This window comes from Acuticoccus kandeliae, assembly GCF_003073115.1.
The window spans coordinates 546,604-561,629 of record NZ_QBBV01000004.1 but is presented as its reverse complement, the minus strand read 5'-3'; the positions used below and the strand labels follow the sequence as shown (position 1 = coordinate 561,629).

The window sequence follows — 15,026 nt, the reverse complement described above, 5'->3', positions numbered from 1 at the left end:
CCCCATGCCCGGAATGCATCCCGAACCGCTCGAACCCATGGTCTCCGTCCCGGACGCGTCGACGCGTTTCCGCGCGCTCCATTCCGGCTTCTTCGTGATGCCGAACCCGTGGGACGCCGGGACCGCGAAGCTCCTCGCCAATCTCGGCTTCTCGGCGATCGCGACGTCCTCGGCGGGGCTCGCCTGGACGCTCGCCCGGCGCGATGGCGGCATCACGCGCAAGCGCGCGATCGCCCACGCGGTGGAGATCGCGCAGGCGACGGGCCTTCCCGTGAACGGCGACTTCGAGTCCGGCTATGGCGAGACCCCGGCCGAGATCGGCGACACGATCCTCGCCTCCATCGACGCCGGTGTCGCGGGCTGCTCGATCGAGGATCTCGCCGTAAACCGGCCCGATCCACTCTACGACCTCTCGATGGCCTGCCGCCGGCTCGAGGCGGCGCGCGAGACGATCGAGCGCTCCGGCAGCGACTTCGTCCTCACCGGCCGCACCGAGGTCTATTTCACCGACATGCCGGGCAAGAACGCGGTCGCGGTGGAGCGGCTGAAGGCCTACGAGGCGGCGGGCGCACACGTCGTCTACGCGCCGGGGATGACGCGGGAGGAGGATGTCGCCGCCATCGTCGACGCGGTGAAGGTGCCCGTCAACGTGATCGCCGGGCTCGGCGGGGTCAGCAACGATCTCGCCCGGTTGGAGGCGCTCGGCGTCACCCGCATCTCGCTCGGCTCCAACCTCATCAAGGTCGCGCTCGGCGCCTTCCTCGGCGCGGCGCGCGCGCTGAAAGACGGCGAAATCCGCCTCGACGGCGCCGTCGATTCGGCCTCGATGAACGCCGCCTTCACCCCCTCGCACGCGTCATGACCGAAGCCGATGTCGAGGACCTCTTCGCCCCGATGGTGCCGGTCACGCTGCGCCGGATGTTCGGCGGCATGGGCGTCTTCCACGAGGGGCGCATGTTCGCCCTCGTCGCCTATGGCGAACTCTATCTGAAGACCGACGGCGAATCCGTCGCCGCGTTCGAGGCGGCGGGCTCGGTGCCCTTCTCCTACACGAGCGGCACCCGCACCGTCGTGACGAGCTACTGGCGCCTGCCGGACGACGCGTTCGAGGACGAGGCGACGCGCGCCGCCTTCACCGGGCGCGCGCTCGCCGCCTCTGAGCGCGCGGCCGAGAAGAAAGCGCCACGCGCCCGCAAGGCAACCGGTGCCGCGAAGCCGGCCGGGGCTCCGAAGCCAGCTGGAGCCAGGCGCCGCGCGAAGAAGGAGACTTGAGCGTGCTGTCCCCCCTGACGGTGTCCACGCGCGCGGAGGCCGAGGCCCTCGACCGCGCCGATCCGCTCGCGCCGATGCGCGAGGCCTTCATCCTCCCCGAGGGCGTCATCTATCTCGACGGCAACTCGCTCGGCCCGCTGACGCATAGCGCAAAAGCGCGCGTCGCCTCGGCGGTGGCCGAAGAGTGGGGGGAGGGGCTCATCCGCTCCTGGAACACGGCGGGCTGGGTGGACCTGCCGCGCACCATCGCGGCGAAGATCGCGCCGCTCATCGGCGTCTCCTCGCAGGACGTGATCGTCACCGATTCCACCTCGGTCAATCTCTTCAAGGTCCTCGCCGCCGCGCTGCAGAAGGCGCGGGAGGGCCGGACGGTGATCCTCTCGGAGCGCGGCAACTTCCCGACCGACCTCTATATCGCGCAAGGCGTCGGCCCGCTCTACGGGGCCGAGCTTCGCCTCACCGACGACATCCTCGGCGCGATCGACGACACCGTCGCCGTCGTGATGGTGACCGAGGTCGACTATCGCACCGGCCGCCGCCACGACATGGCGGAGGTGACCTCGCGCGCGCACCAGGTGGGGGCGCTCGTGATCTGGGACCTTGCCCATTCGGCGGGCGCCTTCCCGGTGACGCTGGACGCGGCCGGGGCCGACTTCGCGATCGGATGCGGCTACAAATACCTGAATGGCGGGCCCGGCGCGCCGGCCTTCGTCTGGGTCGCCCCGCGCCACCAGGACGCGACGCAGCCGCTGTCGGGCTGGTTCGGCCACCAATCCCCTTTCGCCTTCGAGCCGGGCTTCCGCCCCGCGCCCGGCATCGACCGCTTCCTGACGGGCACCCCGCCCGTCCTCGCGATGGCCGCCCTCGACGCCGCGCTCGACGTGTTCGGCGCGGTGGATATGACCCTCGTGCGGCAGAAATCGGTGGCGCTGTGCGACCTGATGATCGCCCGCGTCGACGCGCGCTGCGGCGGCGCGCTCCCGCTCGCGAGCCCGCGCGAGGCGGACCGTCGCGGCAGCCAGGTCTCGCTCCATTGCGAGATGGGCTACCCGGTGATGCAGGCGCTGATCGCGGCGGGCGTGATCGGCGATTTCCGCGCGCCCGACATCCTGCGCTTCGGCTTCACCCCGCTCTACACGCGCTTCGTGGACGTCTTCGACGCGGTGGAGGTGCTGGTCGACATCCTGGAGCGGCGCACATGGGACACCGAGGCTTTCCACAGGCGCGCCGCCGTGACGTGAAATCGCCGAGAATGATGCGGGACGGTGTTGCCAATCCCGATCCATCCCGCTAGATGAGGGCTCCCGCGCACGACCTCGCGCGGCGGCCCGCCCCAGAGGCGGACCACGGCAGGCGCCGGTAGCTCAGCTGGATAGAGCACCAGACTACGAATCTGGGGGTCGGGGGTTCGAATCCTCCCCGGCGCGCCAATAAAATCAATGACATAGCGGACGGTTCGACCGGCCCCACTCCGGGGTGCGCGCAATGGCGAGCACGCGGCGCAATTGCCGGCGGGGGTGCAATCCGCGGGGCGAGTAAGAGCGGTGCGCCGGAGAGATGGCCGGCGACCAGCCTGATGTAGGGCCCGTCCGCTGCCCAGCCTCAGTTCGTGAAATCCCTACGCACTGCGAGCGTCACCTCGATCAGCTTGAGGTGGGTGTTTGCGTCGCCGCCCTCGACCGCCTCGAGAAGGGGCCGGTGCACTGGCTTCCCTTTATCTGTGGCATGCGGCGCTCAAGTGAGCGTGCGGTGCCGCATGAGATCGACGGCCAGATCGCTGGCGAGGATGTGGGCGTTTCCCACGCCTTCCCCGTCAAGGTGGCGCGCCTGAAACGGGAAGGGGGTCGCCGATGCGGTCTCCTTCTTCGCGCAAGTCGCATCGTCGTAAGGCGCATGGCGGCCCATCGCCCGCGGTTCTTCTCCTCTTCGAGTGACCGCCGATGACGGCGGCGAGAGCGCCGACCATCAACGCGGCCCCGTCGAAGCGTTTGACGAGACAGGCCCCGCCAACTCCAGACGATGAGGGGTTTGGGAGGGACCCCGTTCGAGGTCGGCCGCGTCAATTTCACGATGACTTGGCCCAAGCGCCAGCTGCCTTGCGAAAGGTCGTGCTCAGCGACGCCGCGTCCAACACGGGCGAGGAAATTTACTCGAGGAAGCAATGCAAAAATAAAATTTGATTGACGGCTCGGCGATGCCCTCTTACCAATTATAGAACAAGCGGTCTGCTAGACAGACCATATAAGGGGGGGAATATGAGCGAACTCGGTGTGCTGGGGTCTCGGTATCCCGTGAGCCGTCCCGCGGATGCTGGACTCGTGAAACGGGTCAGTCGGCGGGGCGTGATCCTGGCTGGCGTATCGTTGGCGGTCCTCGCGGGGGTGACGCCCGTCTGGGCGCAGTCTCTCCCGGGCATCGACGAGGCGAACAAGGTCGTTCGCGTCGGCGCCTTCGCGCCCATCACCGGACCCGTGCCGTTCTACGCGACAATCAATCATGCCGCCGACGCGTATTTTAAGCATCGGAACGAGCAGGGCGGGATCTCGGGCTGGAAGGTCGAGTACATCATTCGAGACGACGGCTACGACCCGGCTCAAAGCCTCGCGGTAACGCGTCGTCTCGTCGACAATGATGACGTCTTCGCCCTCGTCGCCAGCAATGGCACGGCGCCGAATGTTGCCGTTATTCCCTATGCGCGGTCGAAGAACTTGCCGGTGATCGCCCCGAGCGGCGGTTCGCCGAAGATCATCGCCCAGCCCAACATGTTTCCCCTGCTTCCCGACTACGCGCTGTCCGCCGCTTCTTCCGCGCAGTATGCGCTGGACAATCTCGGCAAGGAAAAGATCGCGCTGATCTGGGAGAATGACGAGCTCGGGCGCCGCGCGAAATACGGGCTGGAGCTTTTCCTGGACTCCCGCGGTCTCGCCCCGGTCGCGGACGTGTCCTTCGATGTCGCCATGACGGACCTGTCACCGCAGCTCCAGCGCGTTTCGGCCGCCGGCGCCGAGGTCATCCTGTTGTTCGGGTCCAACGCCCACCTTGCCAGCGCGCTGCGCGCGGCAGACCGGATCTCCTGGGAGGGTGACTGGTTCGCGCCCTTCTTCACCGCCGATCCCGCGACTTATGATCTGGCGGGGGAGCTGCTCGACGGCGTCTATTTCTCCTCATGGCTGATGCCGGTGGATTCGGATCGGGAGGCGATCGTCACCTACCGCTCCGTCGTTCCGGACTATTACCCCAACGACAAGTTGGGCGTGTTCGGCCTCAACGGCTGGTCGGCCGCCTCGCTCTTTGCGGTCGCCTTCGAGACGCTCATCTCGAGCGGCGAGGCGCCGACGCGGGACAACATGATCGCCGTGATGAACGCGCTCGACGGAGTCCCGGCCGGAGCTGCCGACAAGGTGACCTTCGAGGAGGGCGACCATCGCGGTACCCGCCAGGAGATGATCATCCAGGCCAAGGACGGAAAATTCACTGAAGTTCGCGGCTTCGCACCGTATCCCGAGGCGGTCTTCAACGCCATCGCCGAGTAAGAGCCAGGGTTCGGGGACGTATCGATGCTGCCTGTTGTCTGGCAAGGGCTCATCACGGGTTGCCTCTACTCGCTAGGGGCACTCGGATTGGTCATGATCTACAAAAGCACGAAGATGGTGAATTTCGCCCACGGCGCGTTGGCGGGGCTCGGAGCCTTCTTCGTCTACGCGCTGACGGTTGGAGGGGCGAACTGGCCTTGGGCGATCGCGGTGGTGGTCGCGCTCGCCGCCGGGGCGGGGCTTGCGGTCCTGATCTATCTGACGATCTCACCGCTCCTGAAGCGGTCCGACCCGACCGCCAAGATCGCCACCCTCGGCTTCGGTCTGATCGCCAAGGGGCTCATCCTTTGGCAATTCGGGTCGAACATCTTCCGCCTCGACCTTCCCTTGCCCGGCCACTCGTTCGTCGTCTTCGGCCTCACGGTGACGTCGTACGACGTCACCGTTCTCATCGTCGCGGCGTGCGCAGTCGCGCTTCTCTTCCTGTTGATCGACCGCACCCGGCTCGGCATCTCGTTCCGTGCGGTCTCGACAGACCCGTTTGCCGCCCGCGTCTGCGGGCTCAGCATCACGCGCGTCCATCTCTTTTCATGGATCGTGTCCGCCTCACTCGGAGTGATCGCGGCTCTCCTGATCGTGCCGACCACCTTCCTGAGCTCCACCACAGTGGAAACATTCATGCTTCAAGCGTTCGCCGCCGCCGTCATCGGGGGCTTCGACAGCCTTCCGGGGAGTGCGATCGGCGGTATTCTCGTCGGCGTCGCGTGCAACCTTTTCAGCTACTACGTAGCCCCGGAGCTGCTGAACGCGTTTCTCCTCGTCTTCATCCTCTCATCGCTCAGCCTGTTCCCGGGCGGCATCCTGTCGAAGACGGTGGGCGCCCGTGTCTGACACGTCGATGTCCTCCGTTCCCCTCCGCCCCGCGCGCGGCCTCGCCGTGTTCGATCGGCGGCTTCTGTCAGTCGCGACCGTCCTCGGCCTCGTCCTCGTCCCCGCCTGGGCCAGCGGATACTGGCTTTATTCGGCCTCGCTGCTGTTGTCGCAGAGCGTCGCGGTGCTCTCGATCAGCTTTCTGATCCGCTTCAGCGGCGAAGTCTCGATCGGGCACAATTTCTTCGTGGCCGTGGGAGCCTACACCGTCGCGATCCTGCAGAACGCGATCGGCTTGCCCTTCATCGTCGGCGTTCCGGTCGCGGTCTTTCTCAGCATGGCGGCCGGGCTCGTCTTCGCCTGGCCCTCGCGGGGCCTCTCGGGGGTCTACCTCGTCGTGGCGACGCTGGCGCTCGGCCTGTGCGTGCCGGAGGTGCTGCTCTACTGGTCCGACCTCACCGGCGGCTACGAAGGGCTGTTCCTCGATTCCACCGTCGTGCCGGGTGTCTCCGTCGAGCTGCAGCAATATTATGTCGCGCTCCTGGCGATCATCGTCGCCGCGTTCGTGGTGCATCGCTTCCGCCATTCGCGGATCGGGCTCGCGATCCTCGCCTCCCGTGATCATCCGCACGTGGCGGCCTCCTTCGGGATGACCAATGTGACCGCCCGACTGACAGTGTTCGCGATGAGCGCGGCGATCGCGGGTCTCAGCGGGGCGGTGCTCGCCTTCACCACTTCCATGGTCTCGCCCAACGGCTTCACGTTCTGGAACGCGGTGACGCTTCTCGTGGGGGCGGTGGTGAGCCTCTACGCGACGCGCATCTATGCCGCGGTCATCGGCGCGGCGTTCATCTCACTGGTGCCGCAGGTCTTGTCCGACTACGGGCCGCTCATCTCGATCATCTACGGCGTCGCCCTCGTCGGCGTGATCCTTCTGTCCAACGTGGTCGTGCCCCAGCTGATTGCCCGCATTCGCAGGAGGAGGGGGCGCCATGTCTGACCAAACTTGCCTCGCGACCCAGAATGTCAGCCTCAGCTTCGGTGGCCTCACGGTCCTGAAGGACGTCAGCCTGCAGTTCCTTCCGGGCGAGGTCACGGGCCTCATCGGGCCGAACGGGGCCGGGAAGACGAGCTTCTTCAACTGCCTCACCGGTCACTATCGGCCAGTGAGCGGCCGCATCGTCTTCGGCGGTGAGGACCTGACCAACATCCCGACCGAGGGACGGGCGCGCCGCGGCATCGCACGCACGTTCCAGCACGCCGCCCTGTCGCCCGAGCTCACCCTCCTCGAGAATGTCGTCGTCGGCCTCAACATGAGGCGTAGCACCGGCTGGCTCGATGCGCTGCTGCCGCTTCCGGCGATCTGGACGGACCGCGACGAGGCGCGCGCGCGTGCCCGCGAGGCGCTCCGGTCGGTGGGGCTCGCCGACCGTGAGAATGTGCTCGCGGGTGAGGCGGCGCCCGGCGTCATGCGCCTTGTGGAGCTCGCCCGCGCGCGCGTCGGCGAACCCCGCGCGATCCTCCTCGACGAGCCTGCGGCCGGACTCAACTCCGCGGAGACGGCGGCCTGCGGCGAGGTCGTCACGATGCTGCGCGCACCTGACAGGGCGGTCGTCATCGTCGAGCACGACATGGAACTCATCATGAGCGTCTGCGACCGCATCCATGTTCTCAATTTCGGCGAGGTGGTCGCCTCCGGAACACCAGGCGAAATCCAGAGGGACCCGAAGGTCGCGGAAATCTATCTTGGAGCGAGCCATGGCTGACGACCTCGAAATCACCGGGCTCCACTGCGGATATGACGGCAAGCCGGCTATCGAGAACGTGTCGATGGTCGTCGAGAATGGGTCTCTGACCGCGCTTCTCGGGGCGAACGGCGCCGGCAAGTCCACCCTCATGAAGGCCGTTGCGGGGCTGATCACGCCCTATTCGGGCGAAGTCCGGTTCGGCGGCGAGGTTGTGACCGGCTGGTCGGCGCGGCGGCACGTCGAGGTCGGCATCTCCTACGTGCCCGAGGGCCGCGCGATCGCGAGAGCATTGACCGTCAGGGAGAATTTGCTGCTCGGCGGCATCACCCGCAGCAAACAGGACAATGCCAGCAGGATGGATCTCGTCCTGTCGCTGTTTCCCGAAATCGCGGAACGCCTCGCCTCGCCGGCCTGGCAACTCAGCGGGGGACAGCAGCAGATGCTTGCGATCGGCCGGTCGCTGATGTCCGGCCCCCGCCTCCTGCTTCTGGACGAGCCATCGCTCGGCCTCGCCCCGTTGCTGGTCAATCGCGTGTTCGAGCGGCTCGAAGAACTGCGGAAGTCGGATCTGACGATCCTTTTGGTGGAACAGAACTACTGGATGACGATGAAAATCGCGAACAGCGCATACTTCATGCGGAACGGCCGTATCGTCGGCCACAAGCGGGCGGACGAGATGCGCTCGGCGGAAGGCCAGGAGGATATCCTCGCCGCTTATCTCGGCCACGGCGCCGAGACGGCAAACGCGGCGCGGTCCTCATGAGTGCGCCGGTGACGGATGTGCGCCGCGTCGGGCTCGTGGGCTTCGGCCAGGTCGGCAAGGCGATCGCGGGCGTCCTCGCGCCGACGTTCGAGGTGAGCGTCTACGACGTCCAAACCGCGCAGTGCGCAGAGCATCCGCTCGTCGCGAGCGGGGCAGTGCGTGTCGCGGGTTCGGCGTCGGATCTGGCAGGGGCGATGGATCTCCTCCTCCTGTGCCTGCCGACGCCCGAGGCGTCGCAAGCGGTGGCGGCGGAAATCGCGGATGCGGTGCGTCCTGGGCTCATCGTGGCGGAGTCGAGCACAGTCGCGGCGGAGGACGTCTTCCGACTGGAAGAGTGTCTCGCGCCGCGCGGCGCCCGTGTCGTCGACACCGCCGTCATCGGCGGCATCAAGGCGTTGTCAGAGGGACGGGCGGTGTTTCTCGTCGGAGCGACCGAGGCTGACGCGGCGCCGATCCTGCCGGTGCTCGACGCGCTGGCGGCGGAACTCTTCTTCTTCGACCGGCTCGGCGGGGGGATGCGGGCAAAGCTCGTCGCCAATGCTGTTTCGCACGCGGTCTATGTCGTCCTCGCCGAGGCCTTGTCGGTCGCGGCCGCACAGGACGTTCCGCTCGGGGCCCTCTACCGCCTGCTCGCGCGTGAGTCGGGGCTGATGCGACCGCTGACGCACAGGGTGGGCGAGCGCCTTTTCCGCGACGACTTCGCCGGTGGGATGTCGACGGCGAACGCGCTGAAGGATTCCCGGCTCTTCATGGAGACGGCCCAGCGGCTGAAGGTGCCGGTCTTCGCGATCCAGGCGGCCCATTCCATCTATGAGGTCGGTGCACGCGAGGGCATGGAGACGGCCGACTATGCGATCATCGCCAAGCTCTGGGAGAAGTGGGCCGACGTCCGCTTCGCGCAGGAGGACGAGGCATGACGCAGGACCTGCCGCAGGCCTTCTTTCAGTCGCTCGACGATATCGTGAACCTCGAATTCAAGGCGAAGCGGCCGATGCTCGGCGGGACGCGGGTGCGCTACGACGCGGCCCGAGCCGCCGCCGACGGGCCACTCGTCCATGCCGCGGCGCGGTTGCTCGCGGGGTTGCCGCCGCAAGGCTCCGTGGTCGTGACCACCGGTGCGGGCAACCCGGTGACGCTCCCGGAGGGAGAGACGGACGGGCCGTCGGGGGCCGCGTTCCTCGCGCACATGTTGTGGGCGCGAGGGCACCGGATCCTCGTCCTGTCGGATGCGGCCTTCCTGCCCGGGATCGTCGCGGCCTTTCGAGCGACGGGTCTGTCGATCGGCGAAGACGGGCGCGGTGATCGCATCCTGGTCGAGGCATTTCCGCTCGGCGCGCAGGCGGGGGAAGAGAAGACGTCGGCGCTGCTTGCCGAGCATCCCGGGATCATCGCCGGGCTCTTCATCGAGAAGCCGGGGCCGAATGTCTTCGGCGTCTTCCACACCAGCGCGGGCAAGGCGAAGGATCCCGAAAGCGTCGCGCATCTCCATCTCCTTGCGGAGGCGTTGACGGCCGCGGGCTCCGTCACGCTGGGGATTGGAGACGGGGGCAACGAGATCGGCTTCGGTCGGGTCGGCCGCGCGCTGGAGGCGGGGCTGCCCGCAGCGCGCGACTGCGGTTGCGGCTGCGGTGGCGGCATCGCCAACGCCACGATGGTCGACTGCCTGGTGTCGGCGTCGACCTCCAACTGGGGTGCCTACGGGGTGGCGGTGGCGCTCGGTCTTGTGACCGGACGCTTCGAAGGGCTGCCGCCGATCGAGGCGGTGAGCGCGTCGGTCAACGCGTCGATGAAAGCCGGCGCGAATGACGGCTATTCCGGTGAGAACGTGAACTCGGTGGACGGGACCTCAATCGAAGCCAGCGAAGCGGTTTACCGGCTCTGCCTCGAGGTTGCCGCTCAGGGGAGGAACCTGCAATGAGCGACACCCGCCCGGAGCCGTTCGAAGTCTTCGCTCTGCGCTATGCGACGCACAACCGCCAGCGAAGCGACAACTTCATCGACGGGGACCCCCACGACGCGGCGATGCCGCTCGATTATTATGTGTGGGTCGCCCGTAACAGCACCAAAACCTTCGTCATCGACACGGGGTTCGACGCGGAGACCGCGCGCCGTCGCGGTCGTACGTTGGTGCGCGATCCAGCCACCGCACTCGCCGCGATCGGGGTCGATCCGGCGGCGGTTGAGGATGTGATCGTCACCCACCTCCACTATGATCATATCGGCAATTTCGCCCTGTTCCCGAAGGCGCGTTTCCACCTCCAGGACATCGAGATGGCCTACGCGACGGGGCGGCACATGGGCCACGCCCGGCTGCGCCATCCGTTCGACGTCGAGCATGTGGTCGGGATGGTGCGCCACGTCTATCAGGACCGGGTCGAGTTCCACGACGGCGACGCGCAGATCGCCGAAGGGTTGTCGGTCCATCTCGTCGGCGGTCACTCGCGCGGCCTGCAATGCGTGCGGGTCCTGACCGCGCGCGGCTGGGTCGTGCTCGCCTCCGACGCGAGCCACTTCTACGAGCATTTCGAGACCGGTCGACCCTTTCCGAACGTCGTCCGGATCGATGAGATGCTCGACGGCTACCGCCTTCTGAAAAAGCTGGCGAGCTCGCCGAAGCACGTCATCCCCGGCCATGACCCGCTGGTGATGCAGCGCTATCCGGCGCCGTCGTCGGACCTCGAGGGCGTGGTCGTGCGCCTCGATGTCGAGCCGAACGACGATGGGGAGCGGCGGTGACGCGCAGCGAGGGGGAGGGCGCCGAGGCGACCTTCGACTATGTCATCGTCGGTGCAGGATCGGCGGGGTGCGTTCTGGCGAGCGGCCTCTCGGAGGACCCCTCCGTCACGGTGTGTCTGCTCGAGGCTGGCCCGCCGGACATGAACCCGTACATCCACATCCCCGCCGGCTTCATCAAGACGTTCGAGAAATCCTCGGTGAACTGGGGCTACAGGCAGGAACCCTCGCCGAACACGGCGGGCCGCGTCCTGCTCGCCCCGCGCGGGAAGACCTTGGGCGGGTCGAGCTCGATCAACGGCCACATCTACAATCGCGGACAACCGGCCGACTTCGACACGTGGGCGCAGCTCGGCAATGCCGGCTGGTCGTTCGCGGACCTTCTGCCGATCTTCAAGCGGCTCGAAGGGCGCGTCGGCGCCGGGGATGATGCGCTCAGGGGTCGCGAGGGTCCTCTCACCGTGACGGACCTCGAGGAGTCGCATCCGCTTTGCGAGGCTTTCCTCCAGGGCGCGGAAGAGATCGGGCTGCCGCGCAATCCGGACTATAACGGGGCCTCGCAAGCCGGGGTCTCCTACGCGCAGCGAACGATCCGGAACGGGCGTCGCGTCAGCGCCGCAACGGCATTCCTGCGGCCCGCGATGCGGCGGGCGAACCTTTCGGTGCGCACCCACGCCCATGCGACCGAGATCCTTTTCGAGGGCGGCCGGGCGGTCGGGATACGCTTCAGAAAAGGGGGGCGCTCCGGTGGGGTCGCCACCGTGCGCGCCCGGCGCGAGGTCATCCTGTCTGGCGGTGCCTACAACACGCCGCAGCTTCTGGAGCTGTCGGGCATCGGACATCCCGACATCCTGAAGGCGAACGGCATCACCGTCCGTCATGCCCTGCCGGGTGTCGGGGAGCGGCTTCAGGATCATTACGCGCCGCGAACCGTGGTGCGGATCAAGAATATCGCGACGATCAACGAAATCTCGCGTGGGCCGCGCCTTTGCGTCGAGGTCGCGAAATGGCTGCTGACGCGCCGCGGCATCCTCTCCTTGTCGCCGACCCTCGTCTATGGCGCATGGCATTCGGGGGTGACGCCCGAGACGTGCGACCTCCAGTTCACCTTCACGCCGGCGAGCTATGACGAGGGGGTGATCGGCCGTCTCGCCGAGACGCCGGGCATGACCGTCGCCGTCTGGCAGCAGCGTCCCGAGAGCAGGGGGTCGGTCCATATCGGCTCGGGCGACCCGTTCACGCCGCCCCGGATCCAGCACAATTACCTCTCGGCGGAGATCGACCGGCGGGTTCTCGTCGCCGGGATGCGCTTGTCGCGGCGGCTGCTGGAGACGGAGCCCTTCCGTCCATACTACGACTTCGAGGAATTCCCGGGCCCGGATGTCCGCACCGACGACGAGCTGCTCGATGCCGCGCGGCGCAAGGGCAACTCGACCTACCACCCCGCCTGCTCGTGCGCGATGGGGCCGGGAGAGGACCGGACGGCGGTGGTCGATGATCGCCTGCGCGTTCACGGCATCGCGGGTCTGCGCGTCGCGGACGCGTCGATCCTGCCGCGGATGATTTCGGGAAATCTGAACGCCATCAGTCAGGTCATCGGCGCGAAGGCTGCCGACCTCATCCGAGCCGAGGCGGCTCCGGCGTGACCACGGCCATCCCATGCAGCACCGACAGCCGCGGTGCCCCAACCCAATTGGATCTGAGAGAACACTCGATGCCCGCATATCCGCAGATCGGCCTTTTCATCGGAGGTGGATGGCGACAGACCACTGCGACGACGCCGGTGCTCAACCCGGCCGACGATTGCGAAATCGGCCGAGTGCCTCGGGCCACTGCAGCCGATCTCGATGACGCCGTTGCGGCCGCAGTCGCGGGCTTTGCGGTTTGGCGCGCCACCTCTCCCGACGCGCGGTGCCGCATCATGCTGCGCGCCTCGGATCTCCTGCGTGAGCGGATCGACGAGATCGCCCATGTCATGACGCTGGAGCAGGGGAAGCCGATCGCCCAATCGCGCAGTGAGATCCTGCGTGCCTGCGAGATCATCGATTGGGACGCGAACGAAGGTCGGCGCCTCTATGGTCGCCAGATCCCGGCCGGACCGGGCATGACCCACATCGTCGTGCGCGAGCCGCTCGGTGTTGTCGCGGCCTTCGCGCCCTGGAATTTTCCGATCAGCTCACCGGCGCGAAAGGTCGCCGGCGCCCTCGCGGCCGGTTGTTCCGTCATTTTGAAGGCCGCCGAGGAGACGCCGGCGAGTGCCGTCCTCCTCGCGAGGGCGTTCCAGGACGCGGGCCTGCCCGATGGTGTGCTCAACCTCGTCTTCGGCGTGCCGTCGGAAATCTCGAGCCACCTCATCGCCAGTCCCGCCGTTCGCCTCGTGACATTCACGGGGTCTGTCCCCGTCGGCAAGCGTCTCGCGAGTCTTGCCGGCGAGCACATGAAGCCGGCGATCATGGAGCTTGGCGGCCACTGCCCGGTGTTCGTCTGCGATGACGTCGATGTCGATGAAGTCGCGCGGCAGTCCGCGATGGTGAAGGCGCGCAACGCAGGACAGGTGTGCGTCGCGCCCACCCGGTTCTACGTGGATCGGCGCATCCATGATGCCTTCGTGGAAGCCTTCGCCCACCATGCCGCGACGCTGCGCATCGGCGATGGGCTCGATCCAGATGTCACCATGGGACCGCTCGCGAACCGCCGCCGGCTGGACGCGATGGAGAATCTGGTCCTCGATGCTGTCGCGCGTGGCGGTGTCGCCGTGACCGGCGGCGCGCGGCACGGCAATCGCGGGTATTTCTATCCGATGACGGTGCTCAAGGATCTGCCGGACGATGCGCGATGCATGGTCGAGGAGCCTTTCGGCCCGCTCGCCCTGATCACGCCCTTCGGCGACCTCGACGAGGCGATCGGCAAGGGCAACGCGCTGCCTTTCGGCCTGGCCGCGTATGGCTTCACGCATGACGCGGACCGCGTCGCGGCCATGTCCGCACGCGTCGAATGCGGGAATCTTGCGATCAACCACTATACCGCCTCGTCGGCGGAGACGCCCTTCGGTGGCGTCAAGGACAGCGGTTACGGCCGGGAAGGTGGTATTGAAGGACTCTTGTGCTATACTTCAGCCAAGAATATCTCTCATCTCACCAGACCTACAGTGCATTCCACACGATGAAGCGAACGGGTGCGGCAGTCGATCTTGTTGAGCAAGATCTGAATGATAAGCCAAAGTCAGGCGTGGCTGCTGTTGAGCGAGCTTTGCTGATCGTATCGGTTCTGGCGGGAGAAATTCCAAGCATGACGCTCTCCGAGCTCTCAAGAGCTACGGGGCTGTACAAGAGTACGATATTGCGTCTTCTGGAAACCCTCGTGCGCGCGCGCTACGTCACCCATCTCAATGACGGACGATACGCGCTCGGTCCGATGGCGGGCAGGCTGGGGATGGCCTATGACCGCATCAACGACATCAGCGCCCAGATCGTCCCCGTGCTCGACGATCTGGTTGCCGCCGGCACGGAAAGTGCGTCCTTCCACGTGCCCTACGCGGAGGACAACCGCTTGTGCCTGTTGCGGCGGGACTCCGGTCATTCGACGCTCGACAGCGTGCGCGCCGGCCAACTTCTTCCCCTGCGCGGTGCTGCCGGGAAGGTGGTCGCCGCCTATGCGGGGGCGGTCGATCTGCACCGCTCGGTCGGGGCGGATTCGATCGTCAAATCCCGAGGGGAACGCGACCCGTCTTGCGCGGGACTGGCGTGTCCCGTCTTCGGGTCGAACGGAAATCTGATCGGTGCCCTGTCTCTCTCAGGGCCCATCGACCGCTTCACGGCCGAGAACGTCGAGACCATGATTCCGCTGCTTCTGGCCGCAGCGAAGAAGTTGACGTTGGTCTTCGGCGGGTCGTGTCGCAACGACTGACCGGTTTCGGTGAAAATTCGATCGAAAAATTGGCGCTGAACCATCGGAATTCGAGCCGTCGCGTGATGTTCTTCACGTAAAGGATCCGCCAAGAATCTCCCGATTGTTGGGTTAGCTATCGCGAGGCTGCACGCCGACTTTCAATCGTCGGTGGAAGTCTGATGATTTGTGTCTCGGCTCAGTCGAAATAGCCTCAAATTC

General features: G+C 66.7%; 15 protein-coding genes and 1 tRNA gene. 15 read left to right on the top strand and 1 reads right to left on the bottom strand.

From position 1 onward, the window contains the following. The first annotated feature begins 4 nt into the window (after nucleotides 1–4). The 4 genes from DBV35_RS25740 (at nucleotide 5) to DBV35_RS25725 (ending at nucleotide 2,702) form a co-directional block, all read left to right on the top strand. The gene (locus DBV35_RS25740) at nucleotides 5–862 is read left to right on the top strand and encodes an isocitrate lyase/PEP mutase family protein (RefSeq protein ID WP_157961985.1); all 858 of its coding nucleotides are present in this window, start codon (nucleotides 5–7) and stop codon (nucleotides 860–862) included. Next, nucleotides 859–1,272: a TfoX/Sxy family protein gene (locus DBV35_RS25735; protein WP_108663239.1), complete on the top strand. Its 414-nt coding sequence runs from the start codon at nucleotides 859–861 to the stop codon at nucleotides 1,270–1,272. The genes DBV35_RS25740 and DBV35_RS25735 overlap by 4 nt, the downstream gene beginning before the upstream one ends. 2 nt (nucleotides 1,273–1,274) lie before the next feature. Next, entirely contained in the window at nucleotides 1,275–2,513 is a 1,239-nt protein-coding gene (kynU, locus tag DBV35_RS25730) for a kynureninase (RefSeq protein ID WP_281262246.1), read from the top strand. Nucleotides 2,514–2,625: 112 nt separating this feature from the next. Continuing rightward, nucleotides 2,626–2,702, top strand: a tRNA-Arg gene (locus tag DBV35_RS25725). A gap of 304 nt (nucleotides 2,703–3,006) precedes the next feature. Here the strand turns inward: DBV35_RS25725 and DBV35_RS30745 are convergent. Further along, nucleotides 3,007–3,177, bottom strand: coding sequence for a hypothetical protein (locus DBV35_RS30745; RefSeq protein WP_205648873.1), 171 nt, complete (start codon nucleotides 3,175–3,177; stop codon nucleotides 3,007–3,009). 350 nt (nucleotides 3,178–3,527) lie between these two features. On the opposite strand from DBV35_RS30745, the gene DBV35_RS25720 reads away from it, so the two are divergent. The 11 genes from DBV35_RS25720 to DBV35_RS25670 are packed head-to-tail and all read left to right on the top strand — an operon-like array spanning nucleotide 3,528 to nucleotide 14,825. Further along, nucleotides 3,528–4,805, top strand: a complete 1,278-nt coding sequence (locus DBV35_RS25720; RefSeq protein ID WP_108663238.1) for an ABC transporter substrate-binding protein — start codon at nucleotides 3,528–3,530, stop codon at nucleotides 4,803–4,805. A 24-nt stretch (nucleotides 4,806–4,829) separates the two neighbouring features. Beyond that, nucleotides 4,830–5,696: a branched-chain amino acid ABC transporter permease gene (locus DBV35_RS25715; protein ID WP_108663237.1), complete on the top strand. Its 867-nt coding sequence runs from the start codon at nucleotides 4,830–4,832 to the stop codon at nucleotides 5,694–5,696. Continuing rightward, nucleotides 5,689–6,675: a branched-chain amino acid ABC transporter permease gene (locus tag DBV35_RS25710; protein WP_157961984.1), complete on the top strand. Its 987-nt coding sequence runs from the start codon at nucleotides 5,689–5,691 to the stop codon at nucleotides 6,673–6,675. Before DBV35_RS25715 ends, DBV35_RS25710 begins: the two co-directional genes overlap by 8 nt. Next, nucleotides 6,668–7,441, top strand: a complete 774-nt coding sequence (locus DBV35_RS25705) for an ABC transporter ATP-binding protein (RefSeq protein ID WP_108663235.1) — start codon at nucleotides 6,668–6,670, stop codon at nucleotides 7,439–7,441. The genes DBV35_RS25710 and DBV35_RS25705 overlap by 8 nt, the downstream gene beginning before the upstream one ends. Then, nucleotides 7,434–8,186, top strand: coding sequence for an ABC transporter ATP-binding protein (locus DBV35_RS25700; RefSeq protein WP_108663234.1), 753 nt, complete (start codon nucleotides 7,434–7,436; stop codon nucleotides 8,184–8,186). The genes DBV35_RS25705 and DBV35_RS25700 overlap by 8 nt, the downstream gene beginning before the upstream one ends. Next, a complete protein-coding gene (locus tag DBV35_RS25695; RefSeq protein ID WP_108663233.1) occupies nucleotides 8,183–9,103 on the top strand; it encodes an NAD(P)-dependent oxidoreductase in 921 nt (306 codons plus the stop codon). Before DBV35_RS25700 ends, DBV35_RS25695 begins: the two co-directional genes overlap by 4 nt. Next, the gene (locus tag DBV35_RS25690) at nucleotides 9,100–10,104 is read left to right on the top strand and encodes a glutamate cyclase domain-containing protein (protein ID WP_108663232.1); all 1,005 of its coding nucleotides are present in this window, start codon (nucleotides 9,100–9,102) and stop codon (nucleotides 10,102–10,104) included. The genes DBV35_RS25695 and DBV35_RS25690 overlap by 4 nt, the downstream gene beginning before the upstream one ends. Then, the gene (locus tag DBV35_RS25685) at nucleotides 10,101–10,922 is read left to right on the top strand and encodes an N-acyl homoserine lactonase family protein (RefSeq protein WP_108663231.1); all 822 of its coding nucleotides are present in this window, start codon (nucleotides 10,101–10,103) and stop codon (nucleotides 10,920–10,922) included. The genes DBV35_RS25690 and DBV35_RS25685 overlap by 4 nt, the downstream gene beginning before the upstream one ends. Next, the gene (locus DBV35_RS25680) at nucleotides 10,919–12,565 is read left to right on the top strand and encodes a GMC family oxidoreductase (RefSeq protein ID WP_108663230.1); all 1,647 of its coding nucleotides are present in this window, start codon (nucleotides 10,919–10,921) and stop codon (nucleotides 12,563–12,565) included. The genes DBV35_RS25685 and DBV35_RS25680 overlap by 4 nt, the downstream gene beginning before the upstream one ends. Then, nucleotides 12,562–14,085, top strand: coding sequence for an NAD-dependent succinate-semialdehyde dehydrogenase (locus DBV35_RS25675; RefSeq protein WP_245944092.1), 1,524 nt, complete (start codon nucleotides 12,562–12,564; stop codon nucleotides 14,083–14,085). Before DBV35_RS25680 ends, DBV35_RS25675 begins: the two co-directional genes overlap by 4 nt. Next, nucleotides 14,022–14,825 (top strand): IclR family transcriptional regulator, encoded by an 804-nt coding sequence (locus DBV35_RS25670; RefSeq protein WP_245944091.1) that lies wholly within the window; start codon nucleotides 14,022–14,024, stop codon nucleotides 14,823–14,825. Before DBV35_RS25675 ends, DBV35_RS25670 begins: the two co-directional genes overlap by 64 nt. The last annotated feature ends 201 nt before the right edge of the window (nucleotides 14,826–15,026 follow it).

Bases quoted from the DNA above. Each gene is read 5' to 3' on its own strand.
- DBV35_RS25715 (WP_108663237.1), top strand. From the start codon at position 4,830: ATGCTGCCTGTTGTCTGGCAAGGGCTCATCACGGGTTGCCTCTACTCG.
- DBV35_RS25685 (WP_108663231.1), top strand. From the start codon at position 10,101: ATGAGCGACACCCGCCCGGAGCCGTTCGAAGTCTTCGCTCTGCGCTAT.
- DBV35_RS25735 (WP_108663239.1), top strand. From the start codon at position 859: ATGACCGAAGCCGATGTCGAGGACCTCTTCGCCCCGATGGTGCCGGTC.
- DBV35_RS25700 (WP_108663234.1), top strand. From the start codon at position 7,434: ATGGCTGACGACCTCGAAATCACCGGGCTCCACTGCGGATATGACGGC.
- DBV35_RS25705 (WP_108663235.1), top strand. From the start codon at position 6,668: ATGTCTGACCAAACTTGCCTCGCGACCCAGAATGTCAGCCTCAGCTTC.
- DBV35_RS25690 (WP_108663232.1), top strand. From the start codon at position 9,100: ATGACGCAGGACCTGCCGCAGGCCTTCTTTCAGTCGCTCGACGATATC.
- DBV35_RS30745 (WP_205648873.1), bottom strand. From the start codon at position 3,177: ATGGGCCGCCATGCGCCTTACGACGATGCGACTTGCGCGAAGAAGGAG.
- DBV35_RS25695 (WP_108663233.1), top strand. From the start codon at position 8,183: ATGAGTGCGCCGGTGACGGATGTGCGCCGCGTCGGGCTCGTGGGCTTC.
- DBV35_RS25740 (WP_157961985.1), top strand. From the start codon at position 5: ATGCCCGGAATGCATCCCGAACCGCTCGAACCCATGGTCTCCGTCCCG.
- DBV35_RS25720 (WP_108663238.1), top strand. From the start codon at position 3,528: ATGAGCGAACTCGGTGTGCTGGGGTCTCGGTATCCCGTGAGCCGTCCC.